This window comes from Kineococcus rugosus, assembly GCF_050871975.1.
Lineage (GTDB): Bacteria > Actinomycetota > Actinomycetes > Actinomycetales > Kineococcaceae > Kineococcus.
Genome location: NZ_JBJLSJ010000013.1, coordinates 43,304 through 62,687 on the forward strand (window position 1 = coordinate 43,304; position 19,384 = coordinate 62,687).

The window sequence follows — 19,384 nt, forward strand, 5'->3', positions numbered from 1 at the left end:
GTGTGACCCCCGTGGACGACACGACCACCGCCACCGGTGACGACGAGCTGTGGCGACGCGCCGCCGCCGGTGACGTCGACGGCTTCGGCGAGCTCTTCACCCGCCACCACCACGCCGTGCGCTCCTACTGCCACCAGCGCACCGGCTCCCTGACCGACGCCGAGGACCTGACCTCCATCGTCTTCCTCGAGGCGTGGCGTCGCCGCGAGGAGGTCGAGCTGCACGGCACCAGCCTGCTGCCGTGGTTCCTGGCCGTGGCCGGCCGGACGGTCCGCCACCGCTGGCGCACCACCCGCCGCCACCGCGCCGCCCTGGCCCGCGTGCCGCGTGAGCTGACCAGCCCCGACCACGCCGACCTCGTCGCCGAGCGCCTGGACCTGGACGGTGACCTGGCCGCGGCCCGCCACGCCTTCGCCCGGCTGTCACCGAACGACCAGGACGTGCTGGCCGTGTGCGCGGGGCAGGGCCTGGACTACGCCGCCGCCTCCGTCGCGCTGGGCGTGCCAATCGGCACCGTCCGCTCCCGGCTGTCCCGGGCCCGCGCCCGGCTGCGGCACCTGACCCGCAGCGCACCACCCGGCAGGGGGGCCCCCGCTCCCGGGCCCGTCCCCGGCGCCGCCGACCGGCGCACCCCGCACACCGCGCAGGAGACCCGATGACCACGCGACCGACGGAGCAGCTGCCCTTCCGCACCCCACCGGTGGATCCCGGGCGTGAGGCCCTGACCCGTCGGTGGCTGCAGACCGAGGTCGCCGCGACCGGCCCCGCCCGGCGGTGGTCGCCCCCGCTGCCGAGCCGGCCGGTCGTCCGGCGCCTGGCGGTGGGTGCGGCCGCGGCGGGAGCGGTGGCCGCAGCGGTCGTGCTCGGTCCGGGGGAGCCGGGGACCCCGGCCGGTCCCGCGGTGGCCGCGGCCGGGGTGACGTTCAGCGCCGACGGGGGCGGTGGTGCGCTGCTCGCGGAGATCACCGACCCGGGGGCGTCCGCGGAGGCGATGAGCGCGGCGTTCGCCCAGCGGGGCCTGGACATCCGGGTGACGCTGGTCCCGGCGGCACCGGAGCTGGTGGGGACGGTGGTGATGACGGCCTCGGACCCCGCGCGGGGGACCATCGAGGCCGTCGCCCCGCGGCCGGGGTGCGTCACCGCCGGCGGGGCGCCGTGCGCCACGGCGGTGCAGGTGTCGGCCGGGTTCAGCGGCGCCGGCGAGGTCTCCATCGGCCGCGCCGCCCGCGCCGGCGAGCAGGTCGTGTCGAGCTGACCGCGGTGCGACCGGGGCAGCGGCGTCAGCGGTGCGGCGGGACCGCGGTCCGGGCGTCCACCCGCGGCGGCCGCTGCCTGGCGCGCACGGCGCGGCCGAGGGGGACGCGGCCGACGAGGGTGGGCAGGACGCCGGCGACCACGACGGCGACCGGGCCCCAGCCGGTGCGCACCGCGGCGACGGCCAGCAGCCCGGTGACCAGGCTGATGCAGTTGAACCCGACCGCGGCGACGCACCCGGCGGACGCGCCCTCGCCGGCGGGTGGGCGCTGCTGCCAGGCCCGGACGCCGCGGTAGCTCATGACCAGGGCCAGGACGAGCAGGGCCGGGAACACCACGTCCAGGACGGGCGTGCCGCCTCCCCGCCCCACCCACAGGGCCCCGGCCAGGGTGAGGCTCATCAGCACGGTCCCCACCGCGTGCGCCCCGAGGCAGGCGGGGCGCCGGAACGCGGCCAGGCCCGCGACCAGGGCCACGGTGGCGGAGGCGGCGTGGAGGGCGATCAGGGTCGGGTGCATCGGGTGGCCTCCCGGGCGGCGTCGCGGCGGACAGCGGTCGAGGTGCGGTGCTCCCACGGGGTTCGCCGGGCGCACGTCCGAGTGGACCGGCGCGGGCAGGGCGGGGTCCAACAACTCCCGCCACCGTTGACAACCGGTGGTCGTCGGGGTTCGTTCGGGGGGTGGACGTCGACACCGGGCTCCTGCGCGCGCTGGTCGTCCTCGCCGACGACCCGCACTTCGGCCGCGCGGCCACCCGGCTGGGCCTGACCCAGCAGGCGCTGTCCAAGCGCATCCGGCGGCTGGAGGGCGAACTGGGCGTGCTGCTGGTGGACCGCGGCGACCGGCGCCGGATCCGCCTGACCGCGGCGGGGCAGGACGCCCTCCCCGCCGCGCGCGAGGTCCTCGCCGCGGTGGAGCGCCTCGACCCCGCCCGGGGCCGCGCCGGGCGGCTCCGCGTGGACGTGATGGGCACCGACCTCGCCCCGACGGCCTGGGTGCGCCGGGCCGACCGCGCGCACGGCCTGCCCCTCGACGTCGTGCACCGACCGGTGGAGACGACGGCCGAGCACCTGGTGCGCTCGGGCGGCGCGGACCTGGCCTTCGGCCGCTGCGGCGCGGTCCCGTCCCCGTGGCCCGCGGGGGTCCGTCGCCGGCCGGTGCTGCTGGAACCCCTCGCGGTCCTCGTCCCCGAGGACCACCGGTGGGCGCGGTTCGATCAGCTCCCGCTGCGCCGGCTGGCCGGGCAGCGCCTGTGGTTCCCGATGGCCGCCGCGCCGCTGGAGTGGCGCGGCTACGCCTCCGAGCTGTGCGCGGTCGCCGGCATCGACCTGGACACCACGGGCTCCACCTTCGGCTTCCAGCAGTGGGCCGAGGACGTCACGACCGGCGTCTGCGCGCCCTCGCTCATCGGCGAGGCCATGCGCCTGCCGGACCCGCGCATGCGCACCGTCCCCGTCGTGGACCCCACCCCGGTGTTCCCCTGGTCGCTGCTGTGGCGCGCCGACCTGCCCGCCGGCACCGTCTCGGCGGTCCTGGCCGGGATGGGTTTCACCGCGCCGGCCCCTCGTCCGGGCCCCGGGGTCTGGGTGCCGGCGGCGGACCGGGCGTTCCTCGACGCGGACCGGGCCACCCCCGGGGACGAGCGGTGACAGCGGCCGGTCCACGTCCTCGCCCCGCACCGCCGGGCGGGGTGGGTGGCTCGTGCGCCCACCCGCCCCGCCGGTGCGCGGTCAGGCGCAGTTGGTGGTGAGGGCCTCGGGGGTGACGGAGGTGGGGCCGCCGAGGATGATCTCGCTGCTGACCTGGCTGCCCGCCAGGTAGTCGTACACGGAGACGGGCGTGCACTGCTGCGGCAGCAGCAGCACCGGGGCCGCGTTGAGGGCCGCGGCGGGAACCCCGGCGAGGGCGTCGGGGAAGTCGTCGCCGGTGGCGATGACGGCGGTGACGGCGTCGGGGAAGAGCTCGGCGGCGACGGCGGCGGCGGTGTCGTAGCGGTCGGCGCCGGCGACGCGGGTCGCGGCGGCGGGGTCGGTGGTGCGGGTGGCGAGGGCGGCGGCGACGGGTTCGCTGACGGAGGCGGGGCTGCCGACGACGACGCTGGCCTCGAAGGTCCGGCCCGCGAGCCAGGTGCTGACCGGGGCGGGCAGTCGCCCGGGCTCGGTGATCATCAGCGGGACGCCGGCCGCCGCGGCGGCGGCACCGCCGGACAGGGCGTCGGGAAAGGTGTCGCCGCGGGTGAGGACGACGCCGTCGGCCCCGGGGAAGAACCTGTCCGCGATCTGCACGGCGGTGTCGTAGCGGTCGGTGCCGGCGATGCGCTGCACGGTGGCGCCGGGTGCGGCGGCGGCGATCGCGGCGAGGGTGGTGGCGGAGACGCGGTCGCTGCCGCCCACGACGTAGACGGTGCCGGGGGTCAGGCGCGCCAGCTGGTCGGCGGTGGCCTCGGGCAGGGCGTCGGCGCGGGTGAGGAGCAGGGGAGCGTCGAGGGAGGCGGCGGCGGGGCCGGCGGTGAGGGCGTCGGCGGGGGCCTCGCCGCTGGTGATGAAGACGGTGGAACCGGCCGAGGGGGCGAAGGAACCCTGGGCGATGACGGCGGCGGTCTCGTAGCGGTCCGCCCCGGCGGCGCGGACGAGGCCGACGTACGGGAAGGGGGTGCCGACCTTCGGCACCACCGTCCGAGCGCCGGGGGTGGGTTCGGCGGCCTGGGCCGCGGTCGCGCCCAGGGCGCAGGTGGCGAGGAGGGTCGCGCCGGTGAGGGCGGAGAGCTGGCGGCGGCGCATGGTGGGTTCCTCCGGTGCGATCTGTGCGGCGGCTCTGCCGCTGGTGCCGCGAAGCTAGATCACCGGCGGTGCGCGCGGTGGTCCTGAGCACCGGGTTCACCCGGTCGGTCCTGCGGACGGGGTGACGCCGCGGGCTCCAGCGCGCGGACCCGGCCCGTCCCCAGCAGTCTGGGGGGATGCGCCTGGGAACCAGCATCTTCCTGATCGCGGTGGGGGCGATCCTCACCTTCGCCGTCACCGTCTCGCTGTCCGGCATCGACCTGTCGGTCGTCGGCGTCATCCTCATGGTGGTCGGTGTGCTCGGCATCGTGCTCGAGTTCGCCCTGTTCCGGCCCCGCACCCGGTCCACCACCACCCGGACCGGCGTCGACCCCGTGACGGGCGAGGCGGTGCGCCGCACGACCGACCGGGGCCTCTGAGGGACGCCCTCCCCCCGCACCGGGCGCCCCGGCAGGATGACCGGGTGAGTTCTCCCGCCGCCTCCCGCGCCTGGCACGCCGTCCTCGCCGTCGTCGTCGCGGCCTCCCTCGTCGCGCAGACGGTGCTGCTGCTCGACGGGGGCGCCGACGCGAACTCCGGGGAGGCCGGGGCCGTGCCGCTGGGTGCCCGGTTCGTGCGGTTCCTCAGCTTCTTCACCGTCCAGAGCAACCTGCTCGTCCTGCTCACTGCCCTCACCCTCGCGGTCGACCCCGCCCGCGACGGGCGCCTGTGGCGGGTCCTGCGGCTCGACGCGCTGCTCGGCATCACCGTCACCGGCCTGGTGTTCGGCGCCGTCCTGGCCCCCCACCTGAATCCCACGGGGGTCGCCTGGTGGATCAACGCCGGTTTCCACTACGTCTCCCCGGTGATGGCCGTCGTCGGGTGGTTGCTGTTCGGGCCGCGCCCGCGCGGCGGTGGCCGCGTCGTGGCGTGGGCCCTGGTCTGGCCGCTGGCGTGGATCGCGTACACGTTCGTGCGCGGCGCCGTCACCGGCTGGTACCCCTACCCGTTCCTCGACGCCGGTGAGCTCGGGTTCTGGCCGGCGCTGGGCGGCACCGGCGTCGTCGTCCTGCTGTCGGTGCTGCTGCTCGTCCTGTTCCACCAGCTGGACGGGCGGATGCGGCCGGTCCCGGGGACACCGGTGGGCGTGCGGACCGACAGCCGTTGATCAAGGATCGGGGCATGGCCGACCGTCGCGTCCTGACCCTCTGCGCCGCCCTCACCCTGACCCTGACCGCGTGCTCCAGCGCGTCCAGCGTCGAACCCCCCGCCGCCCCCTCGACCACCGCCACCGCCACCGCCACCGCTGGAGCCGCTGAACCGCTGCCCGCGACGGTGCGCTCCGCGCTCGACGCCGTCGTCGCCGCCGGGGCCGTCGGCGCCGTCCTGCACGTCCGCGACGGCGACCGCACCTGGGCCGGGACCGCGGGGGCCCTCGGCCCCGCGGGCGGCCCCGGCGCCGACCGGGCCCCCGCCGTCGACGCCCCCACCCGGGTCGCGAGCGTCACGAAGTCGATGGTCGCGACCGTCGTCGTGCAGCTCGCCGAGGACGGCGAGTTCGGCCTCGACGACCCGGTGGACTCCGTGCTGCCCGGTGTCCTGCCCGCCGACCGCGGGATCACCGTGCGCCAGCTCCTCTCCCACACCAGCGGCCTGCCGTCGGTGGGGTGGGACACGTCCTCCGCGCAGGCGCTCGTCGCGTCGGTGCAGCGGACCTGGACCCCGCCCGAACGCGTCGAGGCCGCCCTCGCCCTGCCCTGGACCGGCGAACCCGGTGCGGGGTTCTCCTACTCCAACGAGAACTACGACGTCCTCGGGATGCTCGTCGAGCACGTCACCGGTGACGACCTCGGCACCGTCCTGCGCGAGCGCGTGTTCGAACCCGCCGGGATGACGGGCACCACCTACCCCGACGACCCCTCGATGCCCGCCGACGCCCTGCGCGGCTACCAGTTCCCCGACACCGGTCCCGGGCCCGGGGGTTTCGACACCACCGCCCAGGAACCCTCCGCGTGGGGGGCCGGTGCCGCCGTCGTGTCCACCGCCCCCGACCTCGACGCCTTCTTCCGCGCCCTGTTCTCCGGGGAGCTCGTCTCCCCCGGGGGCGTCGCGCAGATGCAGGCGATCGGGGTGGAGGGGTACGGCCTCGGCCTGCTCGCCGGTGGCGACCCGTGCGGGACGTTCCCGCCGCCGGAGGGCCAGGCCCCCGCGCTCGTGTTCGGCCAGCGCGGCAACGGCGTCGGGTACCGCGCGCTCGCGCTGTCCTCCCCGGACGGGCAGCGGCAGGCGTCCCTGGTGTGGACCGGCACCACCGTCGACCCCGCCGCCGACCCCGTGACGACCCCCGCGAACGGGGCCGTCGTCGCCGGGCTCGCCGCGACCTGCGGGTGAGCGCCGGGGGTGCCGGCGCGCCCGCACGGGGCCACCGTCGGCGCGCGGCCTGGAGCTACCCCGCGGAACTCGCGGTCGGCCCCGGGGTGCGCCTGCGCCTGTCCGGGCCCGCCGACGCGGCGACCATCACCGGCTGGCTGGACGACGAACGGGTGCACCGCGGGTGGGGCGGGGCGCCCGTGCCGATCGAGGACGTGCGCGCCAAGTACACCGGCGCGCGGCTGCCCGACGTCGTCGTCCACCTCGTCGAGACCGCGGACGGGCCGGTCGGCCTCGTCCAGGCGTGGCACGACGGCGACCGGTGCGGGCTCGACATGTTCCTCGCCGCCCACGCCCAGGGCCGGGGCCTGGGACCGGCGGTGGCCCGCGCGCTCGCGGCGGAACTGACCCGACGCGGCTGGCGCGACCTCACGGTGGACCCGGCGGCCGACGACCTGCGCGCGGTCCGCGCGTGGCGCCGGGCGGGTTTCGTGCCGGTCGCGGGCCGTCCCGGCGACGGTTCCGGGGAACTGCTGATGGTCTACGCGGGGGAGTTCACGACGGGGTGAGGACGTCCGCCAGGAACTCCCGCGTCGGGCCCGCCGTCGCGGCGACCGCCCCCTCGCGCCCCAGCGAGCCCACCAGGCCCGGGACCGGCGGCAGGAACAGCGGCGCGTCGGTGAACGTCAGGTGCGAGGCGCCGGGGACCTCCACGACCCGCCCGTCGGGGGAGGCGGCCGTCACCTCCCGCACCGCCCGCGCGTACTCGGCGTCGTTCGCCGCGTCCCCGGTGCCGCGCCCGGCGACCAGCACGAGGACCGGCACGTCGATCCCCGCGGCCCCGCGCGGGAACCCGTCGACGTCGACGACGGCGTCGATCCGGTCGTCCAGCGTCGCGGCCCGCAGCGCGGCCGCCCCACCGAGGGAGTGCCCCGTCGCGGCGACGCGCCCCAGGTCCAGGTGCCCGCCCAGGACCGGGTCCGCGGCGTCGCGCCGGGTGAGCTCGTCCAGCGCCGAGACGAGTTGCCGCGCCCGCGCCGTCACCTGGGCGTCGGCGTTCGCCTCGTCCCGGGCGTCGTCCCCGGTGGCGCCGACCGTGGACCGGACCGCCCGGCCGTCCGCGCCCACCACGACCGCGGAGTCGCACGGGTGGTCGAGGGCGACGACGACGTGCCCGTGGCCGGCGAGGTCGGTGGCCCACGCGGAGCCCTGCCGCCGCACCCCGAGGTTGCCCGGGGAGAACAGCACCACCGGGAACCGGCCCGCCGCCGCCGGGACCCCCGCGACCGCGCGCCCCCGCCCGACCTCGGCCTCGTGCAGCAGGAACCCCGGCACCCCGAACGTGCCGGCCAGCGCCCCCGCCACCTGCCGGGCCTCGTCCCGGTCCCGCCCCAGGTACGGGGCGGGTTCACCCCCGGCGGTCGCCGCCGGGTACCAGACCTGCGCGACGACCCCGGACGACGGGCAGCCCGCGGCCTGCCCCGACTCCGCCGGCGGCCCCGGCCAGGAGAGCTCCGTGGTCCCCACCGGGTGCGGCCCCGACGGTGCGGGCAGCCGCAGCGGGGGGAACGCCCACACCGCCCCCGCGCCCGCCACCACCGCCGCGACGCCCAGCACCGCCGTGAGCCGCCGCGCACGGGAGGACCCGGCGGACGTCGCGGCGAGCGCCACGGCGACGGCGACGAGCAGCGGGAGGAGCTGCCAGCGGAACCCGCCGTCGAACGCCGCGACCACCACCCCGGCCACGGTCACCACCGCCGCCACCCGCGCGGCCGCGCGCCTCCTCCCCAGGGAGAACCCCACGCACCCCGCGGCCCCCAGGACCGCCCCCCACATCCCCACGTCCGCCGGCACGGGGGAACTGTCCCGGACCGGCCCGGGGCGGCACGTCAGGCCACGGGGTGAGGTTCCCCGGCGGCGCGTCCACCGACGGGCCCACCCGGGTGCGGCTCGTCCCGCCACGCGTAGTCCATCTGCCGGGCCGTGGCGAGCGCCAGGTCGCGCCCGGCCAGCCGCTCCACCAGGTGCAGGGCCAGGTCCAGCGCGGCGCTGATCCCGGCGCTGGTCGCCACGTCCCCGTGGTCGACGAACCGCACGCCCTCCACGACCCGCAGGTGCGGCCAGCGGGCCCGCAGGTCCGCCACGTCCTCCCAGTGGGTCGTGACCGGGCGCCCGTCCAGGAGCCCGGCGGCGGCCAGGACGAACGCGCCCGTGCACACCGACGCCACCAGCTCCGCGTGGGCGCGGGCCCCGGCCAGCCAGGTCAGCAGCTCCCCGTCCCGCGCGGCGGCGTCGACCACGCCGCCCGGCACCAGGACCACGTCGCAGGCGGGGGCGTCGGCGAGGCGGTGGTCCGCGCCCAGCCGCAGGCCGCCGCGCGCCCGCACCCCCGGGACCCCCGGGCGGTCGCCGGTGGCGAGGAGGACGACCTCGAAGGGGGCGGGCCGCCCGGCGCGCGCGGCGACGCGGTCGGCCACCGAGAGCACCTCGAAGGGGCCGCAGGCGTCGAGCACCTCGACGTCGTCGAACAGGACGATGCCGACGCGGCGCGGCGGGGGAGCGGGCTGGGTCACGCGTCCCAGGGTCGTGGGCGTGCCCGGCCCGGGGACAGGGGCGGGAGGGTCAGGACCCGTCCACTTCCTGCCACCGGTGGGTGGCGCGGCGCCCCCGCGCGGCTTGCCGTCGCCCGCCCGGGACCTAAGCTGCCTGGGCAGACGAGAGGAGCACCCGTGACCCTGCTCGAACAGATCCGGTCCCCCCGCGACCTCGAGGGTCTCACCCCGGCGCAGCTGACGGAGCTGGCCGCTGAGATCCGGCGGTTCCTCGTCGCGGAGGTCGCCAAGACCGGCGGGCACCTGGGGCCCAACCTCGGGGTGGTGGAGCTGACCCTGGCCCTGCACCGCGTCTTCGACTCCCCGCGCGACCCGTTCATCTTCGACACCGGGCACCAGTCCTACGTGCACAAGCTGCTCACCGGCCGGCAGGACTTCTCGCGGTTGCGTGAGCGCGGCGGCCTGGCCGGGTACCCGCAGCGCGCCGAGTCCGAGCACGACATCGTGGAGTCCTCGCACGCCTCGGCGTCCCTGTCGTGGGCCGACGGGATCTCCCGCGCCTTCCGGCTCAGCGGGCAGTCCGACCGCACGGTCGTCGCCGTGGTCGGCGACGGCGCCCTGACGGGCGGCATGACGTGGGAGGCGCTGAACAACATCTCCCACGACAACGACCGGCGGCTGATCATCGTCGTCAACGACAACGGCCGCTCCTACGGCGCCACCATCGGCGGCATGGCGCGGTTCCTCAGCACCGTCCGCACGCGCCGGGAGTACCGGAGGCTGCACGAGGGCAGCCAGGCCGTGGCGGCGCGCTTCGGCGGGCCCGGGCGGGCGGTATACCGGGGTCTGCGCGGCGGGATGCGCGGGTTCCTGGCCCGGTTCACCGACAACGAGGCGCTGTACTCCAACCTCGACATCAAGTACGTCGGGCCCGTCGACGGGCACGACCAGGAGGCGCTGGAGCAGGCGCTGCGGCAGGCCCGCGACTACGGCACGCCCGTCCTGGTCCACGTCATCACCGAGAAGGGCCACGGCTTCGAGCCGGCCCTGCGCGACCAGGCCGACCAGTTCCACGCCGTGGGGCGGATCGACCCCACCACCGGCGAACCCCTGGAGGCCAGCTCGGGCCGGTCGTGGACGTCGGTGTTCTCCGACGAGCTGGTGGAGCTGGCCGAGCGCAACCCCCGCCTGGTGGCGATCACGGCGGCCATGCTGCGGCCCACCGGGTTGCACGGCTTCGCCGAGCGCCACCCCGACCGGGTGTTCGACGTGGGGATCGCCGAGCAGCACGCCGTGACGAGCGCCGCGGGCCTGGCCTACGGCGGGCTGCACCCCGTCGTCGCCCTCTACGCGACGTTCCTGAACCGCGCCTTCGACCAGGTCCTGATGGACGTCGCGCTGCACCGGGCCGGGGTCACGTTCGTCCTGGACCGCGCGGGCGTCACGGGCCCGGACGGGCCCAGCCACCACGGGATGTGGGACCTGGCGCTGCTCCAGGTCGTCCCCGGCATCCGCATCGCGGCGCCCCGCGACGCCGCGACGCTGCGCGAGGAGCTGGCCGAGGCGGTCGCCGTGGACGACGCCCCCACCGTGCTGCGCTGGCCGAAGGGGTCCGTCGGGGACGACGTCCCCGCCGAGCACCGGCTGCCCGACGGCGTGGACGTGCTGACGCAGGCCCCCGAGGACGGCCGGGACGTGCTGCTGGTGGCCGTCGGCGCGCTGGCGACGACGGCCCTGGAGGTCGCCGCCCTGCTGGCGGCCCAGGGCATCGGCGCGACGGTCGTCGACCCCCGCTGGGTGGTCCCGGTCCCGGTCTCGCTGGTGGAGCTGTCCCGCGAGCACCGGCTCGTCGTCACCCTGGAGGACGGGGTGCGGGTCGGCGGCGTGGGCACGCGGCTGCGGCAGGACCTGCGCGCCGCCGACGTCGACACCGGCGTGACCGAGCTCGGCCTGCCCGACCGGTTCCTCGACCACGCCTCGCGCGCCGAGATCCTGCGCGACGCGGGCCTGGACCCGCAGTCCATCGCGCACCGGATCATCGACCAGGTCATCGGGACCCGGCTGCCGCAGGCGCGGCCGCTGCGGGACCCCGAGCCGTCGTGGACCGAGCTGGGGGACTGACCGGGCCGGTGCGCGGGCCGGTGCGGCCGGGTCACAGGTAGTGGGGCGGTTCCTCGCCGGGCTCCAGGGGCACGACGTCCAGGTCGGGGTGGTCCAGCAGTTCCCGGACCGCCGCCCGGGAGGCGCCGATGGTGGCGTAGTGCGGGTCGACGTCCTTCGTCAGGCACCACGCGCGGTCCCGCGGCCACGTGAACGCCGGGTCGGGCCCGGCGCGCCACGGGTACGGCGGGGGGTTGAACACCCGGCTCCACTCCCGCCCGTCGCCGAAGTCGGGCACCGCGCCCCGGAAGAGGGAGTACCCGCGGTTCGGGACCTCGATGCGCGTGGTCGCCGGGTCGGTGGGCACGAGGCCCCAGCCGTCCCAGACGGCGAAGAAGCACTCGTCGGGGGTGCTCGTGTGGGCAGCGAGAATCGTTGCGGCGGAACGCATCCGGTCGTTCTCGCTGGGCGCGTCCGGGCCCTCGTCGAACTCCACGTCGCCCTCGCCCTGCCCGGGGTGGGTGGGGTCGGGCAGGAACCGCAGCCGGGCGTACGCGGGCAGACCCGCCGGGCCCAGGGCGACCAGCTGGTGCCAGGGCCGGGTGCTCCCGGTGATCCAGTCGGCGACGGAGGGGGTGCGGCAGACGGACAGGCTCACCCCCGCACCCTGCCGCACCGGTCAGCGTTGCGCGGGCAGGTCGAGCGGGCGCTTGTAGTAGCCCCAGGGGAACGTCATGGTCTTGACCAGCGTCCAGCCCTCGGCCTCCAGGCGGCGGCGCGCGCCGGGGGTCCACGGCTGGCGGTGGTGCTCCCACTGGGTGTCGGAGGCCTCGACGACGTGGAAGAGGGTGCCGTAGTCCACGACGTGCCAGCCGCGGCGGCCGTAGTCGGCCAGGACCGCCATCTCCTCCAGGGAGGTGATGGGGGAGAGCACCTCGCGTTCGCGGGTGCCGGCCTCGCCGGGCGCCGGGTCGGGGCGGGTGGGGGTGCCGAAGCGCTGCTGCGCGGCCTGCTTGCTGACGCCGAGCAGGGTGCCGAGGGTGTCCCAGCGGTGCCCGGCGCTGCGGGCGCCGGCGACGGCCTCGCGCAGCAGCCGGGAGGTCTCCTCGGCCGCGACGCGGGTCGCGGCGACCAGGCGCAGGGCCGCGTCGGGGTCGTCGCCGAGGGTGTCGCGCAGGCCGGTGGGGGTGGACAGCACCGCTTCGGCGACGGCTTCGCGCAGCGCGCGGACCTCGTCCTCGGTCAGCGGGGTGGTGTCGGGGACGACGCTGCTCACCGCTGCTCACCGCGAGGGGCGGCGGGGCCGAGGGGTTCGAGGGCGTCCAGGGTCGCGGCGTCCTGCCGGGCGCGGCGGGCGGCGGCCAGCCGGCGCGCGCCGAGGAGCAGGAGCAGCCCGGCGACGAGGGCGCCGGTGGCCACGCCCGCCACGAAGGGCCAGTCGGACCCTTCGCCGCTGTCGCCGGAGCGGAAGCCGATGCCGACCACGAGGAAGCAGAGGAGGGCGGGGGCGATCAGGGCGAGGACGTGGTTGGTGCGGGGGCGCTGCCGGGTGGGGGTGGTGCCGTCAGGAGCGGTCATGTCGTCAAGATTGCCTTGACGCCTTGTCGCTTGTCAAGAATCCCTTGACGTCCGGTCGTCTGGTTGGCTGGCCGCGTGGACGTGACGCTGCCCGCACCGGCCCCCTTCGCGTGGTCGCCGGCCCGGCCCGTGGACGGACCGCGGATCGCCGAGCTGCGGGCCACCGTCCTGCGGCCCAGCCTGGAACGGCTCGGCCGCTACGACGAGGTGCGGGTGCGGCAGTGGTTCCTGTCGGCCTTCGCGCCGCGCACCACCCGCGTCCTGACCGGCCCGGACGGGCTCGCCGGGTCCCTGACCCTGCGCCCGGCCCCCGACGGGGTGTGGATCGAGCACTTCTACCTGGACGAGGCGGTGCGGGGCCGGGGCCTGGGCACGGGCGTGCTGAGGGCGGTCACGGCTGCCGCCGACGCCACCGGGACGACGCTGCGCCTGGACGTGCTGCGCGGCAGCGACGCCCGCCGCCTGTACGAGCGGCACGGGTTCGGGCTGGACCGGGAGGACCCGGTGGACGTCTACCTGCACCGGCCGCCACGGACGTGAACCCACCGCCGGACCCGTCAGGGACGGGTGAGCAGCAGCACCGCGGCGGTGACCCCCGCGACGGCGCGGACGTGGTTCCACCTCGCCCACGGCCGCGCGAACCCGGCGAAACCGGTCTCCCGGCGGGCGAGCCGGTCGTTCAGCGGGACGTTCGCGACGACGGTGACGACGACGACCCCGAGCAGGTACGCCGCGCACCCCGCCACGAGCCGGCCGTCCCCGCGCCGCACGGCCGGGAACCCCAGCGCGGTGACGGCCGCCGCGGTGGTGAACAGCGCCGGCACGAACGCCGACCGCACGGCGAGCTCGTTGACCGACCGCATCGCCCGGGCCGCGTCCGCGTCGGGGAGGCGGTGCAGCGCAGGCAGGACGACCGCGGAGAAGGCGGAGAACACCCCGCCCACCACGGCGCACGCGACGCCGCACGCCAGCGCGAGGACCCTCACCGGTCCCACGCCCCGGTCGCGGCGGCCCGCCGGGCGTAGTCGGCGAAACTCCCCGGTTCGCGGCCCAGCGCGTCCTGCACGCCGCGGCTGAGCCGTTCGCCGCGGCCGTCGAGGACCTCGGTGAACAGGTACGTCAGCAGGTCCACCACCTCGGCCGGGACGCCCTGCCCGAGCAGTTCCCGGCGGTGCTCGTCGACGGGGATCTCCTGGAACCGCACGTCGCGGCCGGTGGCGGCGGACACGAGCGCCAGGGCCTGCGCGAACGTGAGGAGTTCCGGCCCGCTCACCTCGTACGTCGTCCCGGCGTGCCGGGGGTCGGTGAGGGCCACGGCGGCGACGGCGGCGACGTCCTCGGCGTCGACGAACGGTTCGCGCACCGCCCCCACGGGCAGACGCACGAGCCCGGCGCGGACCTGGTCGACGAGGAGCTTCTCGTCGAAGTCCTGCATGAAGAAACTGGCGCGCACGACGACCGTACCGGGGGCGGCGCGGCGCACCTGGTCCTCGGCGCGCCGGGCCTCCTCCTCACCGCGGCCGGACAGCAGGACCAGGCGGTCCACGCCGCACCGCACCGCCTCCCGGGCGAACGCGGTGACGACGTCGGGGGCGCCGGGGGCGGCCAGGTCGGGGGCGTGCGCGACGTACGCGGCGGACGCGCCGTCCAGGAGCGGACCCCACGTCGCGGGGTCGGCCCACTCGAACGGCGGCCGCCCGGCGCGCGAGGCGATCCGCACGTCGTGCCCGGCCTCGCGCAGCCGCTGCGCCACCCGGCGGCCGGTGGTGCCGGTGCCGCCGAGCACCAGGACGGGTCCGGTCGGCGCGGTGGGGGTGGGGTCGGTGGTCGTGGTGGTCGTGGTCGTGGTGGTCATGGACCCAGCGAACCCCCGGTGGGTGCGCGCCGGACATGGTCCACGGCCGCACGCGCATGCGCGGGCGTCTCACGGTGCCGGGGTCCCGCCCTACGGTGGGGACATGGACCCCCTCGCGGACCTGCTCGCCGGTCCCCGTGCCCGCGGGGCGTTCGTGCTGCGCTGCGACCTGGAACCCCCGTGGGCGTTGCGGGTGGAGGACCGCGCCCCGCTCACGGTGGTGGCCGTCGTCACCGGTTCCGCCTGGGTCCTGTGCGGAGGCGCTGCACCGCAGCGCATCACGCCCGGGGACGTCGCGGTGGTCCGCGGCCCGGCGCCCTACGCGGTGGCCGACGACCCCGGCACCGCGCCGCAGGCTCTCGTCGACGCCGACCAGCGCTGCACCACCCTCGACGGCGTCGAGGTGCCGCTGACCTGGCGGGGCGCGCGGGTGTGGGGGAACAGCGACCGCCCCACCACCCGCCTGGTCACCGGCACCTACGCCGAGCACGGCGCGATCAGCCGGCGGCTGCTGGGCGCGCTGCCGCGCCTGGTCGTGCTGCGCGCCGACGCCGCGACCGGTCCCGTCCTGGACTGGCTCGCGCGGGAGGTCGTGCAGGAGGCACCCGGCCAGGACGCGGTGCTGGACCGGTTGCTGGACCTGCTGCTGGTGTCGGCGCTGCGGGCCTGGTTCGACGCCGCCGACGACGCGCCGGGCTGGTACGTCGCGGCGGCCGACCCCGTCGTGGGGCCGGCGCTGCGGCTGCTCCAGACCCGCCCCGAGCACCCCTGGACCACCGCCTCGCTCGCCGCGGCCGTCGCGACGAGCCGGGCGACGCTGGCCCGCCGCTTCACGGCCCTGCTGGGGCAGCCCCCGATGGGGTACCTCACCACCTGGCGGCTGGACCTGGCCGCCGACCTCCTCCTGGACCCGGGGACGACCCTGGCCGCGGTCGCCCGGCGGGTCGGGTACGGGTCGCCGTACGCGCTGAGCGCGGCGTTCTCCCGGCAGTTCGGGACGAGCCCGCGCGACCACCGCGCGGCGGCGGCGACGGGTTAGGTTCCCCGGGTGACTCCGGCCGCTCTGCTGCTCACCGGGACCGTGGGTTCCGGCAAGACCACGACCGCGCACGCCCTCGGGGTGGTGCTGCAGGCCGCGGGGGTGCCGCACGCGGTCGTCGACCTCGACGCCCTGCGGGACGCCTGGCCCAGCCCGCCCGACGACCCCTTCCACGAGCGGCTGGAACTGGCGAACCTGCGGGACGTGGCCCGCAACCACCGGGCCGCCGGGGCCGTGCGGCTCGTGCTGGCGGGGGTGCTGGAGGACCCGGCGCACCGCGGGCTGTACGAGGACGCGGTCGGGGTCCCGCTGACGGTGTGCCGGTTGCGGCCGGACCTGACGGTCGTGGCGGACCGGTTGCAGGTCCGGCACGCCGGTGACGAACCCGCCCTCGACTGGCACCTGCACCGCAGTTCCGAGCTCGACGCGATCCTGCACTCGGCGGGGATCGGGGACGTCGTCGTGGACGTCCGGGCGCACGACGAACCGGCCGCGGTGGCCGCCGCGGTCGCCCGCGCCGTCGGCTGGTCCTGACCCCCGCCGGGGTGGCGCGGGCGGTGGCCCGCGTGGTCGGGTGGGGGCGTGAGCCGGTCGTTCGCGCAGGGGCTGGGCGTCGTCGTCCACGGGCCCGCGGTGCTGGCCCGCGGCCCCGGGATCGGCGTCGGGCTGCGGTGCGCCTTCGGGTACCCCGACGGGATGGTGCTGTCCACCGACCTGAAGGCCGTGGGCCCGGCTGCCCGAGACGTCGAGGACGTCAGCCTGCGGCCCCGCAGCGGCCGCGGCCGCAGCCGCGGTCGCGTGCCGGCCCGCCCGCCCCGCCCGCACAGCGTCCTGCGGTTCGAGGTGCTCGAGGGCGGTGAGCTCCGGGAGGTCGAGTGGCTGCTGCACTCGACCTGGAGCCACGGCCGGGGGAACCCCGACGCCGGGACGATCGAACCGGCCGTGACGATCTCGATGGACCTCTGGCTCCCCTTCCCGTGGATCGCCGGCCCACGGCACCCGCGCCCCGGGGAGGACGGGACCGTGACCGTGCGGGCGGGCTGGCCGGAGGTGGGCCTGCCCACCACCACGACCGTGCTGACCCTCACCGACCCCCGCTACTTCCCCCGGTTCCCCGAGGTGCTGGCGTGAACCCCTGGGAGGCCGAGGAACCGTTCGGGACGTGGGGCAGCCTGGGGGCGCTCGCGCACGGCCCCGTGGTGCTGGCCCGCGTCCCCGGGATCGGGGTCGGGTTGCGGTGCGTGTTCGCGTTCCCCGAGGGCCTGAAGCTGTGGTTCGTGGCCCACTGCCGGGACGTCGCCGTGCTCCCGGAGAACCCGCCGCCGCGCAGCGAGGAGGAGGCGGCCGAGCAGAGCCGGCGGTGGCAGGAGTTCCCGGCCGCGCCCGACGAGCCGGTCGTGCACGTGACCGTGGACGGTCACCGGCAGCGCTTCCCGCTGTGGGAGCGGGGTGACCACACCGCCTACGCGGTGGGGGAGCGGCACGTCTCCTGCGAGCTGCGCGTGCCCGGGCTGCCCGCCGACGGGTGCGTCACGGTCGACGTGTCCTGGGGCCCGGCGCTGCCGGGGGCGTCGACGACGCTGCGGCTGGACGGTCTCGCGCAGGTCGCCGCGTCGGCGGTCCCCCTGGTCGAGCCGTGACCGTTCTGCATGCACTGAGGCGTTGACTTCCGCGACGGAGTGCGGTCGACTCCTGCTGTGCATGCACAACGGCGTGGTGGGACGACCGACCGCACGTACGCCCGGCTGCGCGAGGACGTCTTGGACGGGGTCCTCGCCCCCGGCGCCGTGCTGGCCGAGCTGGAGCAGAGCGCCCGGCTCGGGGTGTCCCGCACCCCCGTCCGCGAGGCCTTCGCCCGGCTCGTCCACGACGGGCTGGCCCGCCCCGTCGGGGGTCGCGGGCTCGTCGTCGCCCCCCTCGACCTGGCCGACCTGGAGCACCTCTACGACGTCCGGGAGGCGCTGGAGGTGAAGGCGGCGCGCCTGGCCGCCCGCAGCGGCGCCGGGTTCGGCGGGTTCGTCCGCCGCTTCGCCCACGCCCCCGACCTCGTCACCACCGGCGACCTGGACCGGTACTACGCGGTGACGGCCGAGTTCGACGCGGCGGTCGACGCGGCCGTCGCGAACCCGTGGCTCGTGCGCGCCCTCGACGACGTCCGCACCCACCTCGTGCGGATCCGCCGCCTGGCCCGGCACGACCCGGACCGCCTCGTCGCCGCCGCCTCCGAGCACCGGCTGATCGCCGAGGCCCTCGACGACGGCGACGCCGACCTCGCCGCGCACGCCGTCCACGTCCACCTGCACCGCAGCCGCACGCACTTCCGCGACCGGCTGCACGCCCGAGAGGAGAGCGCGTGAGAGAGCACGAGGTCCGCGTCCACCGCAGCGACGAGGAGTTCCCCCGGTCGCAGGAACTGGCCTGGAAGCTGGCGGAACTGGCCACCGACGACGTCGCCGTCGACGACGACGTCGCCGAGATGGTCGTCAACCGCCTCCTGGACAACGCTGCGGTCAGCGCCGCGTCGCTGCTGCGCCCGCCGGTGGTCTCGGCCCGTTCCCAGGCGCTGGACCACCCCGCCTCCCGCGGCGGGGAGGGCGCCCGCGTCGTGGGGACGACGCAGAACTCCTCGCCGGAGTGGGCGGCGTGGGCCAACGGCGTCGCGGTGCGCGAACTGGACTTCCACGACACGTTCCTGGCCGCCGACTACTCCCACCCCGGCGACAACGTCCCCGCCCTGCTGGCCGTCGCGCAGCACCTCGGCTGCGACGGCGAGCGGCTGCTGCGGGGGATCGTCACCGCGTACGAGGTGCAGGTCGACCTCGTGCGGGCGATCTCGCTGCACCGGCACAAGATCGACCACGTCGCCCACCTCGGCCCCTCGGTCGCGGCGGGTCTGGGGACGATGCTGGAACTGCCGACCGAGGTCGTCCACCAGGCGATCGGGCAGGCCCTGCACACCACGACCGCGACCCGCCAGTCCCGCAAGGGCGCCATCTCGACGTGGAAGGCGCACGCGCCCGCGCTCGCCGGCAAGCTCGCCGTCGAGGCCGTGGACCGCGCGATGCGGGGGCAGACCAGCCCCGCGCCGATCTACGAGGGCGAGGACGGGGTCATCGCGTGGCTGCTCGACGGCCCCGACGCCGTGTACCGCGTCCCGCTGCCCGAACGCGGCGAACCCCGCCGGGCGATCCTCGACACGTACACCAAGGAGCACTCCGCGGAGTACCAGGCTCAGGCCGTCATCGACCTCGCCCGCCGCCTGCACCGCGAGCACCCCGAGCTGCGCGACCCGGCGAACGTCGAGTCGATCGTGCTGCGCACCAGCCACCACACGCACGTCGTGATCGGGTCCGGGGCGAACGACCCGCAGAAGTACGATCCGGCCGCCAGCCGGGAGACCCTGGACCACTCGGTGCCGTACATCTTCGCCGTCGCGCTCCAGGACGGCGGCTGGCACCACGTCCACTCCTACGCCCCGGCCCGCGCCGCCCGCCCCGACACCGTCGCCCTGTGGCGCAGCGTGTCCACGGTGGAGGACCCGGAGTGGACCGAGCGGTACCACTCGACCGACCCGGCCCGGAAGGCGTTCGGGGCCCGCGTCGAGGCCCGGCTGCGGGACGGTTCCACGGTCGTCGACGAGATCGCCGTCGCCGACGCCCACCCCCTCGGCGCGCACCCGTTCACCCGGGCGCAGTACGAGGCGAAGCTCGCCACGCTGGCCGCGGGCGTCCTGCCCGACGAGGAGGTCGCCCGGTTCACCGCGCTGGCCCGGGAACTGCCCGGGCTGACCCCGGCGCAGGTGCGTGAGCTGCAGGTCGTCGCCCCGCCCGAACTGCTCGAGACCGTGCCGCTGCCCAGCGGCCTGTTCTAGGAGGACA

Annotated in this window: 24 protein-coding genes; 15 read left to right on the forward strand and 9 right to left on the reverse strand. The window is 76.9% G+C overall.

The window, feature by feature from the left end:
* The first annotated feature begins 11 nt into the window (after positions 1 to 11).
* Positions 12 to 659, forward strand: coding sequence for an RNA polymerase sigma factor (locus ACRYM6_RS09330; protein ID WP_432542587.1), 648 nt, complete (start codon positions 12 to 14; stop codon positions 657 to 659).
* On the forward strand, positions 656 to 1,255 hold the full coding sequence (locus tag ACRYM6_RS09335; RefSeq protein ID WP_432542588.1) for a hypothetical protein: 600 nt from the start codon (positions 656 to 658) through the stop codon (positions 1,253 to 1,255). Before ACRYM6_RS09330 ends, ACRYM6_RS09335 begins: the two co-directional genes overlap by 4 nt.
* Before the next feature lie 25 nt (positions 1,256 to 1,280).
* Here the strand turns inward: ACRYM6_RS09335 and ACRYM6_RS09340 are convergent, their stop codons facing one another.
* Positions 1,281 to 1,772 (reverse strand): hypothetical protein, encoded by a 492-nt coding sequence (locus ACRYM6_RS09340; protein ID WP_432542589.1) that lies wholly within the window; start codon positions 1,770 to 1,772, stop codon positions 1,281 to 1,283.
* A 161-nt stretch (positions 1,773 to 1,933) separates the two neighbouring features.
* On the opposite strand from ACRYM6_RS09340, the gene ACRYM6_RS09345 reads away from it, so the two are divergent.
* Positions 1,934 to 2,902, forward strand: coding sequence for a LysR family transcriptional regulator (locus ACRYM6_RS09345; RefSeq protein WP_432542590.1), 969 nt, complete (start codon positions 1,934 to 1,936; stop codon positions 2,900 to 2,902).
* Between the two features lie 81 nt (positions 2,903 to 2,983).
* Here ACRYM6_RS09345 and ACRYM6_RS09350 read toward each other — a convergent pair whose 3' ends face one another.
* Positions 2,984 to 4,033, reverse strand: a complete 1,050-nt coding sequence (locus ACRYM6_RS09350) for a cell wall-binding repeat-containing protein (RefSeq protein ID WP_432542591.1) — start codon at positions 4,031 to 4,033, stop codon at positions 2,984 to 2,986.
* A 176-nt stretch (positions 4,034 to 4,209) separates the two neighbouring features.
* On the opposite strand from ACRYM6_RS09350, the gene ACRYM6_RS09355 reads away from it, so the two are divergent.
* The 4 genes from ACRYM6_RS09355 (at position 4,210) to ACRYM6_RS09370 (ending at position 6,951) form a co-directional block, all read left to right on the forward strand.
* On the forward strand, positions 4,210 to 4,452 hold the full coding sequence (locus tag ACRYM6_RS09355; RefSeq protein WP_432542592.1) for a DUF6458 family protein: 243 nt from the start codon (positions 4,210 to 4,212) through the stop codon (positions 4,450 to 4,452).
* A 44-nt stretch (positions 4,453 to 4,496) separates the two neighbouring features.
* Entirely contained in the window at positions 4,497 to 5,180 is a 684-nt protein-coding gene (locus ACRYM6_RS09360; RefSeq protein ID WP_432542593.1) for a Pr6Pr family membrane protein, read from the forward strand.
* A gap of 14 nt (positions 5,181 to 5,194) precedes the next feature.
* Positions 5,195 to 6,403, forward strand: coding sequence for a serine hydrolase domain-containing protein (locus ACRYM6_RS09365; protein WP_432542594.1), 1,209 nt, complete (start codon positions 5,195 to 5,197; stop codon positions 6,401 to 6,403).
* An 86-nt stretch (positions 6,404 to 6,489) separates the two neighbouring features.
* The gene (locus ACRYM6_RS09370; RefSeq protein WP_432542595.1) at positions 6,490 to 6,951 is read left to right on the forward strand and encodes a GNAT family N-acetyltransferase; all 462 of its coding nucleotides are present in this window, start codon (positions 6,490 to 6,492) and stop codon (positions 6,949 to 6,951) included.
* On the opposite strand, the gene ACRYM6_RS09375 is transcribed toward ACRYM6_RS09370, so the two are convergent.
* The gene (locus ACRYM6_RS09375; protein ID WP_432542596.1) at positions 6,938 to 8,236 is read right to left on the reverse strand and encodes an alpha/beta hydrolase family protein; all 1,299 of its coding nucleotides are present in this window, start codon (positions 8,234 to 8,236) and stop codon (positions 6,938 to 6,940) included. The genes ACRYM6_RS09370 and ACRYM6_RS09375 overlap by 14 nt on opposite strands.
* A gap of 35 nt (positions 8,237 to 8,271) precedes the next feature.
* The gene (locus tag ACRYM6_RS09380; protein WP_432542597.1) at positions 8,272 to 8,955 is read right to left on the reverse strand and encodes a DJ-1/PfpI family protein; all 684 of its coding nucleotides are present in this window, start codon (positions 8,953 to 8,955) and stop codon (positions 8,272 to 8,274) included.
* 156 nt (positions 8,956 to 9,111) lie between these two features.
* Between ACRYM6_RS09380 and dxs the strand changes: the two genes are divergently transcribed.
* Positions 9,112 to 11,055, forward strand: coding sequence for a 1-deoxy-D-xylulose-5-phosphate synthase (gene dxs / locus ACRYM6_RS09385; RefSeq protein ID WP_432542598.1), 1,944 nt, complete (start codon positions 9,112 to 9,114; stop codon positions 11,053 to 11,055).
* Positions 11,056 to 11,086: 31 nt separating this feature from the next.
* Here dxs and ACRYM6_RS09390 read toward each other — a convergent pair whose 3' ends face one another.
* From ACRYM6_RS09390 to ACRYM6_RS09400, 3 genes are read right to left on the reverse strand one after another with little or no spacing between them, the layout of a single operon-like run.
* Complete coding sequence (locus ACRYM6_RS09390; RefSeq protein WP_432542599.1) at positions 11,087 to 11,692, reverse strand: hypothetical protein; 606 nt, start codon at positions 11,690 to 11,692, stop codon at positions 11,087 to 11,089.
* A 21-nt stretch (positions 11,693 to 11,713) separates the two neighbouring features.
* Complete coding sequence (locus tag ACRYM6_RS09395; RefSeq protein ID WP_432542600.1) at positions 11,714 to 12,310, reverse strand: hypothetical protein; 597 nt, start codon at positions 12,308 to 12,310, stop codon at positions 11,714 to 11,716.
* Positions 12,307 to 12,612, reverse strand: a complete 306-nt coding sequence (locus ACRYM6_RS09400; RefSeq protein ID WP_432542601.1) for a hypothetical protein — start codon at positions 12,610 to 12,612, stop codon at positions 12,307 to 12,309. Before ACRYM6_RS09400 ends, ACRYM6_RS09395 begins: the two co-directional genes overlap by 4 nt.
* Before the next feature lie 75 nt (positions 12,613 to 12,687).
* On the opposite strand from ACRYM6_RS09400, the gene ACRYM6_RS09405 reads away from it, so the two are divergent.
* Complete coding sequence (locus ACRYM6_RS09405; protein ID WP_432542602.1) at positions 12,688 to 13,152, forward strand: GNAT family N-acetyltransferase; 465 nt, start codon at positions 12,688 to 12,690, stop codon at positions 13,150 to 13,152.
* 17 nt (positions 13,153 to 13,169) lie between these two features.
* Here the strand turns inward: ACRYM6_RS09405 and ACRYM6_RS09410 are convergent, their stop codons facing one another.
* Entirely contained in the window at positions 13,170 to 13,598 is a 429-nt protein-coding gene (locus ACRYM6_RS09410; protein WP_432542603.1) for an anthrone oxygenase family protein, read from the reverse strand.
* Positions 13,595 to 14,467: an NmrA family NAD(P)-binding protein gene (locus tag ACRYM6_RS09415; RefSeq protein ID WP_432542604.1), complete on the reverse strand. Its 873-nt coding sequence runs from the start codon at positions 14,465 to 14,467 to the stop codon at positions 13,595 to 13,597. Before ACRYM6_RS09415 ends, ACRYM6_RS09410 begins: the two co-directional genes overlap by 4 nt.
* A 103-nt stretch (positions 14,468 to 14,570) precedes the next feature.
* Here ACRYM6_RS09415 and ACRYM6_RS09420 point away from each other — a divergent pair, with 103 nt between their 5' ends.
* Genes ACRYM6_RS09420 through ACRYM6_RS09445 form a run of 6 tightly spaced genes read left to right on the forward strand, consistent with a single transcriptional unit; the run spans position 14,571 to position 19,377 of the window.
* Positions 14,571 to 15,506 carry an AraC family transcriptional regulator gene (locus ACRYM6_RS09420; RefSeq protein ID WP_432542605.1) on the forward strand — a complete coding sequence of 312 codons (936 nt, stop codon included), beginning with the start codon at positions 14,571 to 14,573 and terminating at the stop codon, positions 15,504 to 15,506.
* Between the two features lie 9 nt (positions 15,507 to 15,515).
* On the forward strand, positions 15,516 to 16,040 hold the full coding sequence (locus tag ACRYM6_RS09425; protein WP_432542606.1) for an adenylyl-sulfate kinase: 525 nt from the start codon (positions 15,516 to 15,518) through the stop codon (positions 16,038 to 16,040).
* A 48-nt stretch (positions 16,041 to 16,088) separates the two neighbouring features.
* Complete coding sequence (locus ACRYM6_RS09430; RefSeq protein ID WP_432542607.1) at positions 16,089 to 16,637, forward strand: hypothetical protein; 549 nt, start codon at positions 16,089 to 16,091, stop codon at positions 16,635 to 16,637.
* A complete protein-coding gene (locus ACRYM6_RS09435; RefSeq protein ID WP_432542608.1) occupies positions 16,634 to 17,146 on the forward strand; it encodes a hypothetical protein in 513 nt (170 codons plus the stop codon). The genes ACRYM6_RS09430 and ACRYM6_RS09435 overlap by 4 nt, the downstream gene beginning before the upstream one ends.
* A gap of 57 nt (positions 17,147 to 17,203) precedes the next feature.
* On the forward strand, positions 17,204 to 17,863 hold the full coding sequence (locus ACRYM6_RS09440; protein ID WP_432542609.1) for a GntR family transcriptional regulator: 660 nt from the start codon (positions 17,204 to 17,206) through the stop codon (positions 17,861 to 17,863).
* Positions 17,860 to 19,377, forward strand: coding sequence for an MmgE/PrpD family protein (locus ACRYM6_RS09445; protein WP_432542611.1), 1,518 nt, complete (start codon positions 17,860 to 17,862; stop codon positions 19,375 to 19,377). Before ACRYM6_RS09440 ends, ACRYM6_RS09445 begins: the two co-directional genes overlap by 4 nt.
* The last annotated feature ends 7 nt before the right edge of the window (positions 19,378 to 19,384 follow it).

Bases quoted from the DNA above. Each gene is read 5' to 3' on its own strand.
- ACRYM6_RS09350 (WP_432542591.1), bottom strand. From the start codon at position 4,033: ATGCGCCGCCGCCAGCTCTCCGCCCTCACCGGCGCGACCCTCCTCGCC.
- ACRYM6_RS09415 (WP_432542604.1), bottom strand. From the start codon at position 14,467: ATGACCACCACGACCACGACCACCACGACCACCGACCCCACCCCCACC.
- ACRYM6_RS09365 (WP_432542594.1), top strand. From the start codon at position 5,195: ATGGCCGACCGTCGCGTCCTGACCCTCTGCGCCGCCCTCACCCTGACC.
- ACRYM6_RS09355 (WP_432542592.1), top strand. From the start codon at position 4,210: ATGCGCCTGGGAACCAGCATCTTCCTGATCGCGGTGGGGGCGATCCTC.
- ACRYM6_RS09420 (WP_432542605.1), top strand. From the start codon at position 14,571: ATGGACCCCCTCGCGGACCTGCTCGCCGGTCCCCGTGCCCGCGGGGCG.
- ACRYM6_RS09335 (WP_432542588.1), top strand. From the start codon at position 656: ATGACCACGCGACCGACGGAGCAGCTGCCCTTCCGCACCCCACCGGTG.
- ACRYM6_RS09340 (WP_432542589.1), bottom strand. From the start codon at position 1,772: ATGCACCCGACCCTGATCGCCCTCCACGCCGCCTCCGCCACCGTGGCC.
- ACRYM6_RS09400 (WP_432542601.1), bottom strand. From the start codon at position 12,612: ATGACCGCTCCTGACGGCACCACCCCCACCCGGCAGCGCCCCCGCACC.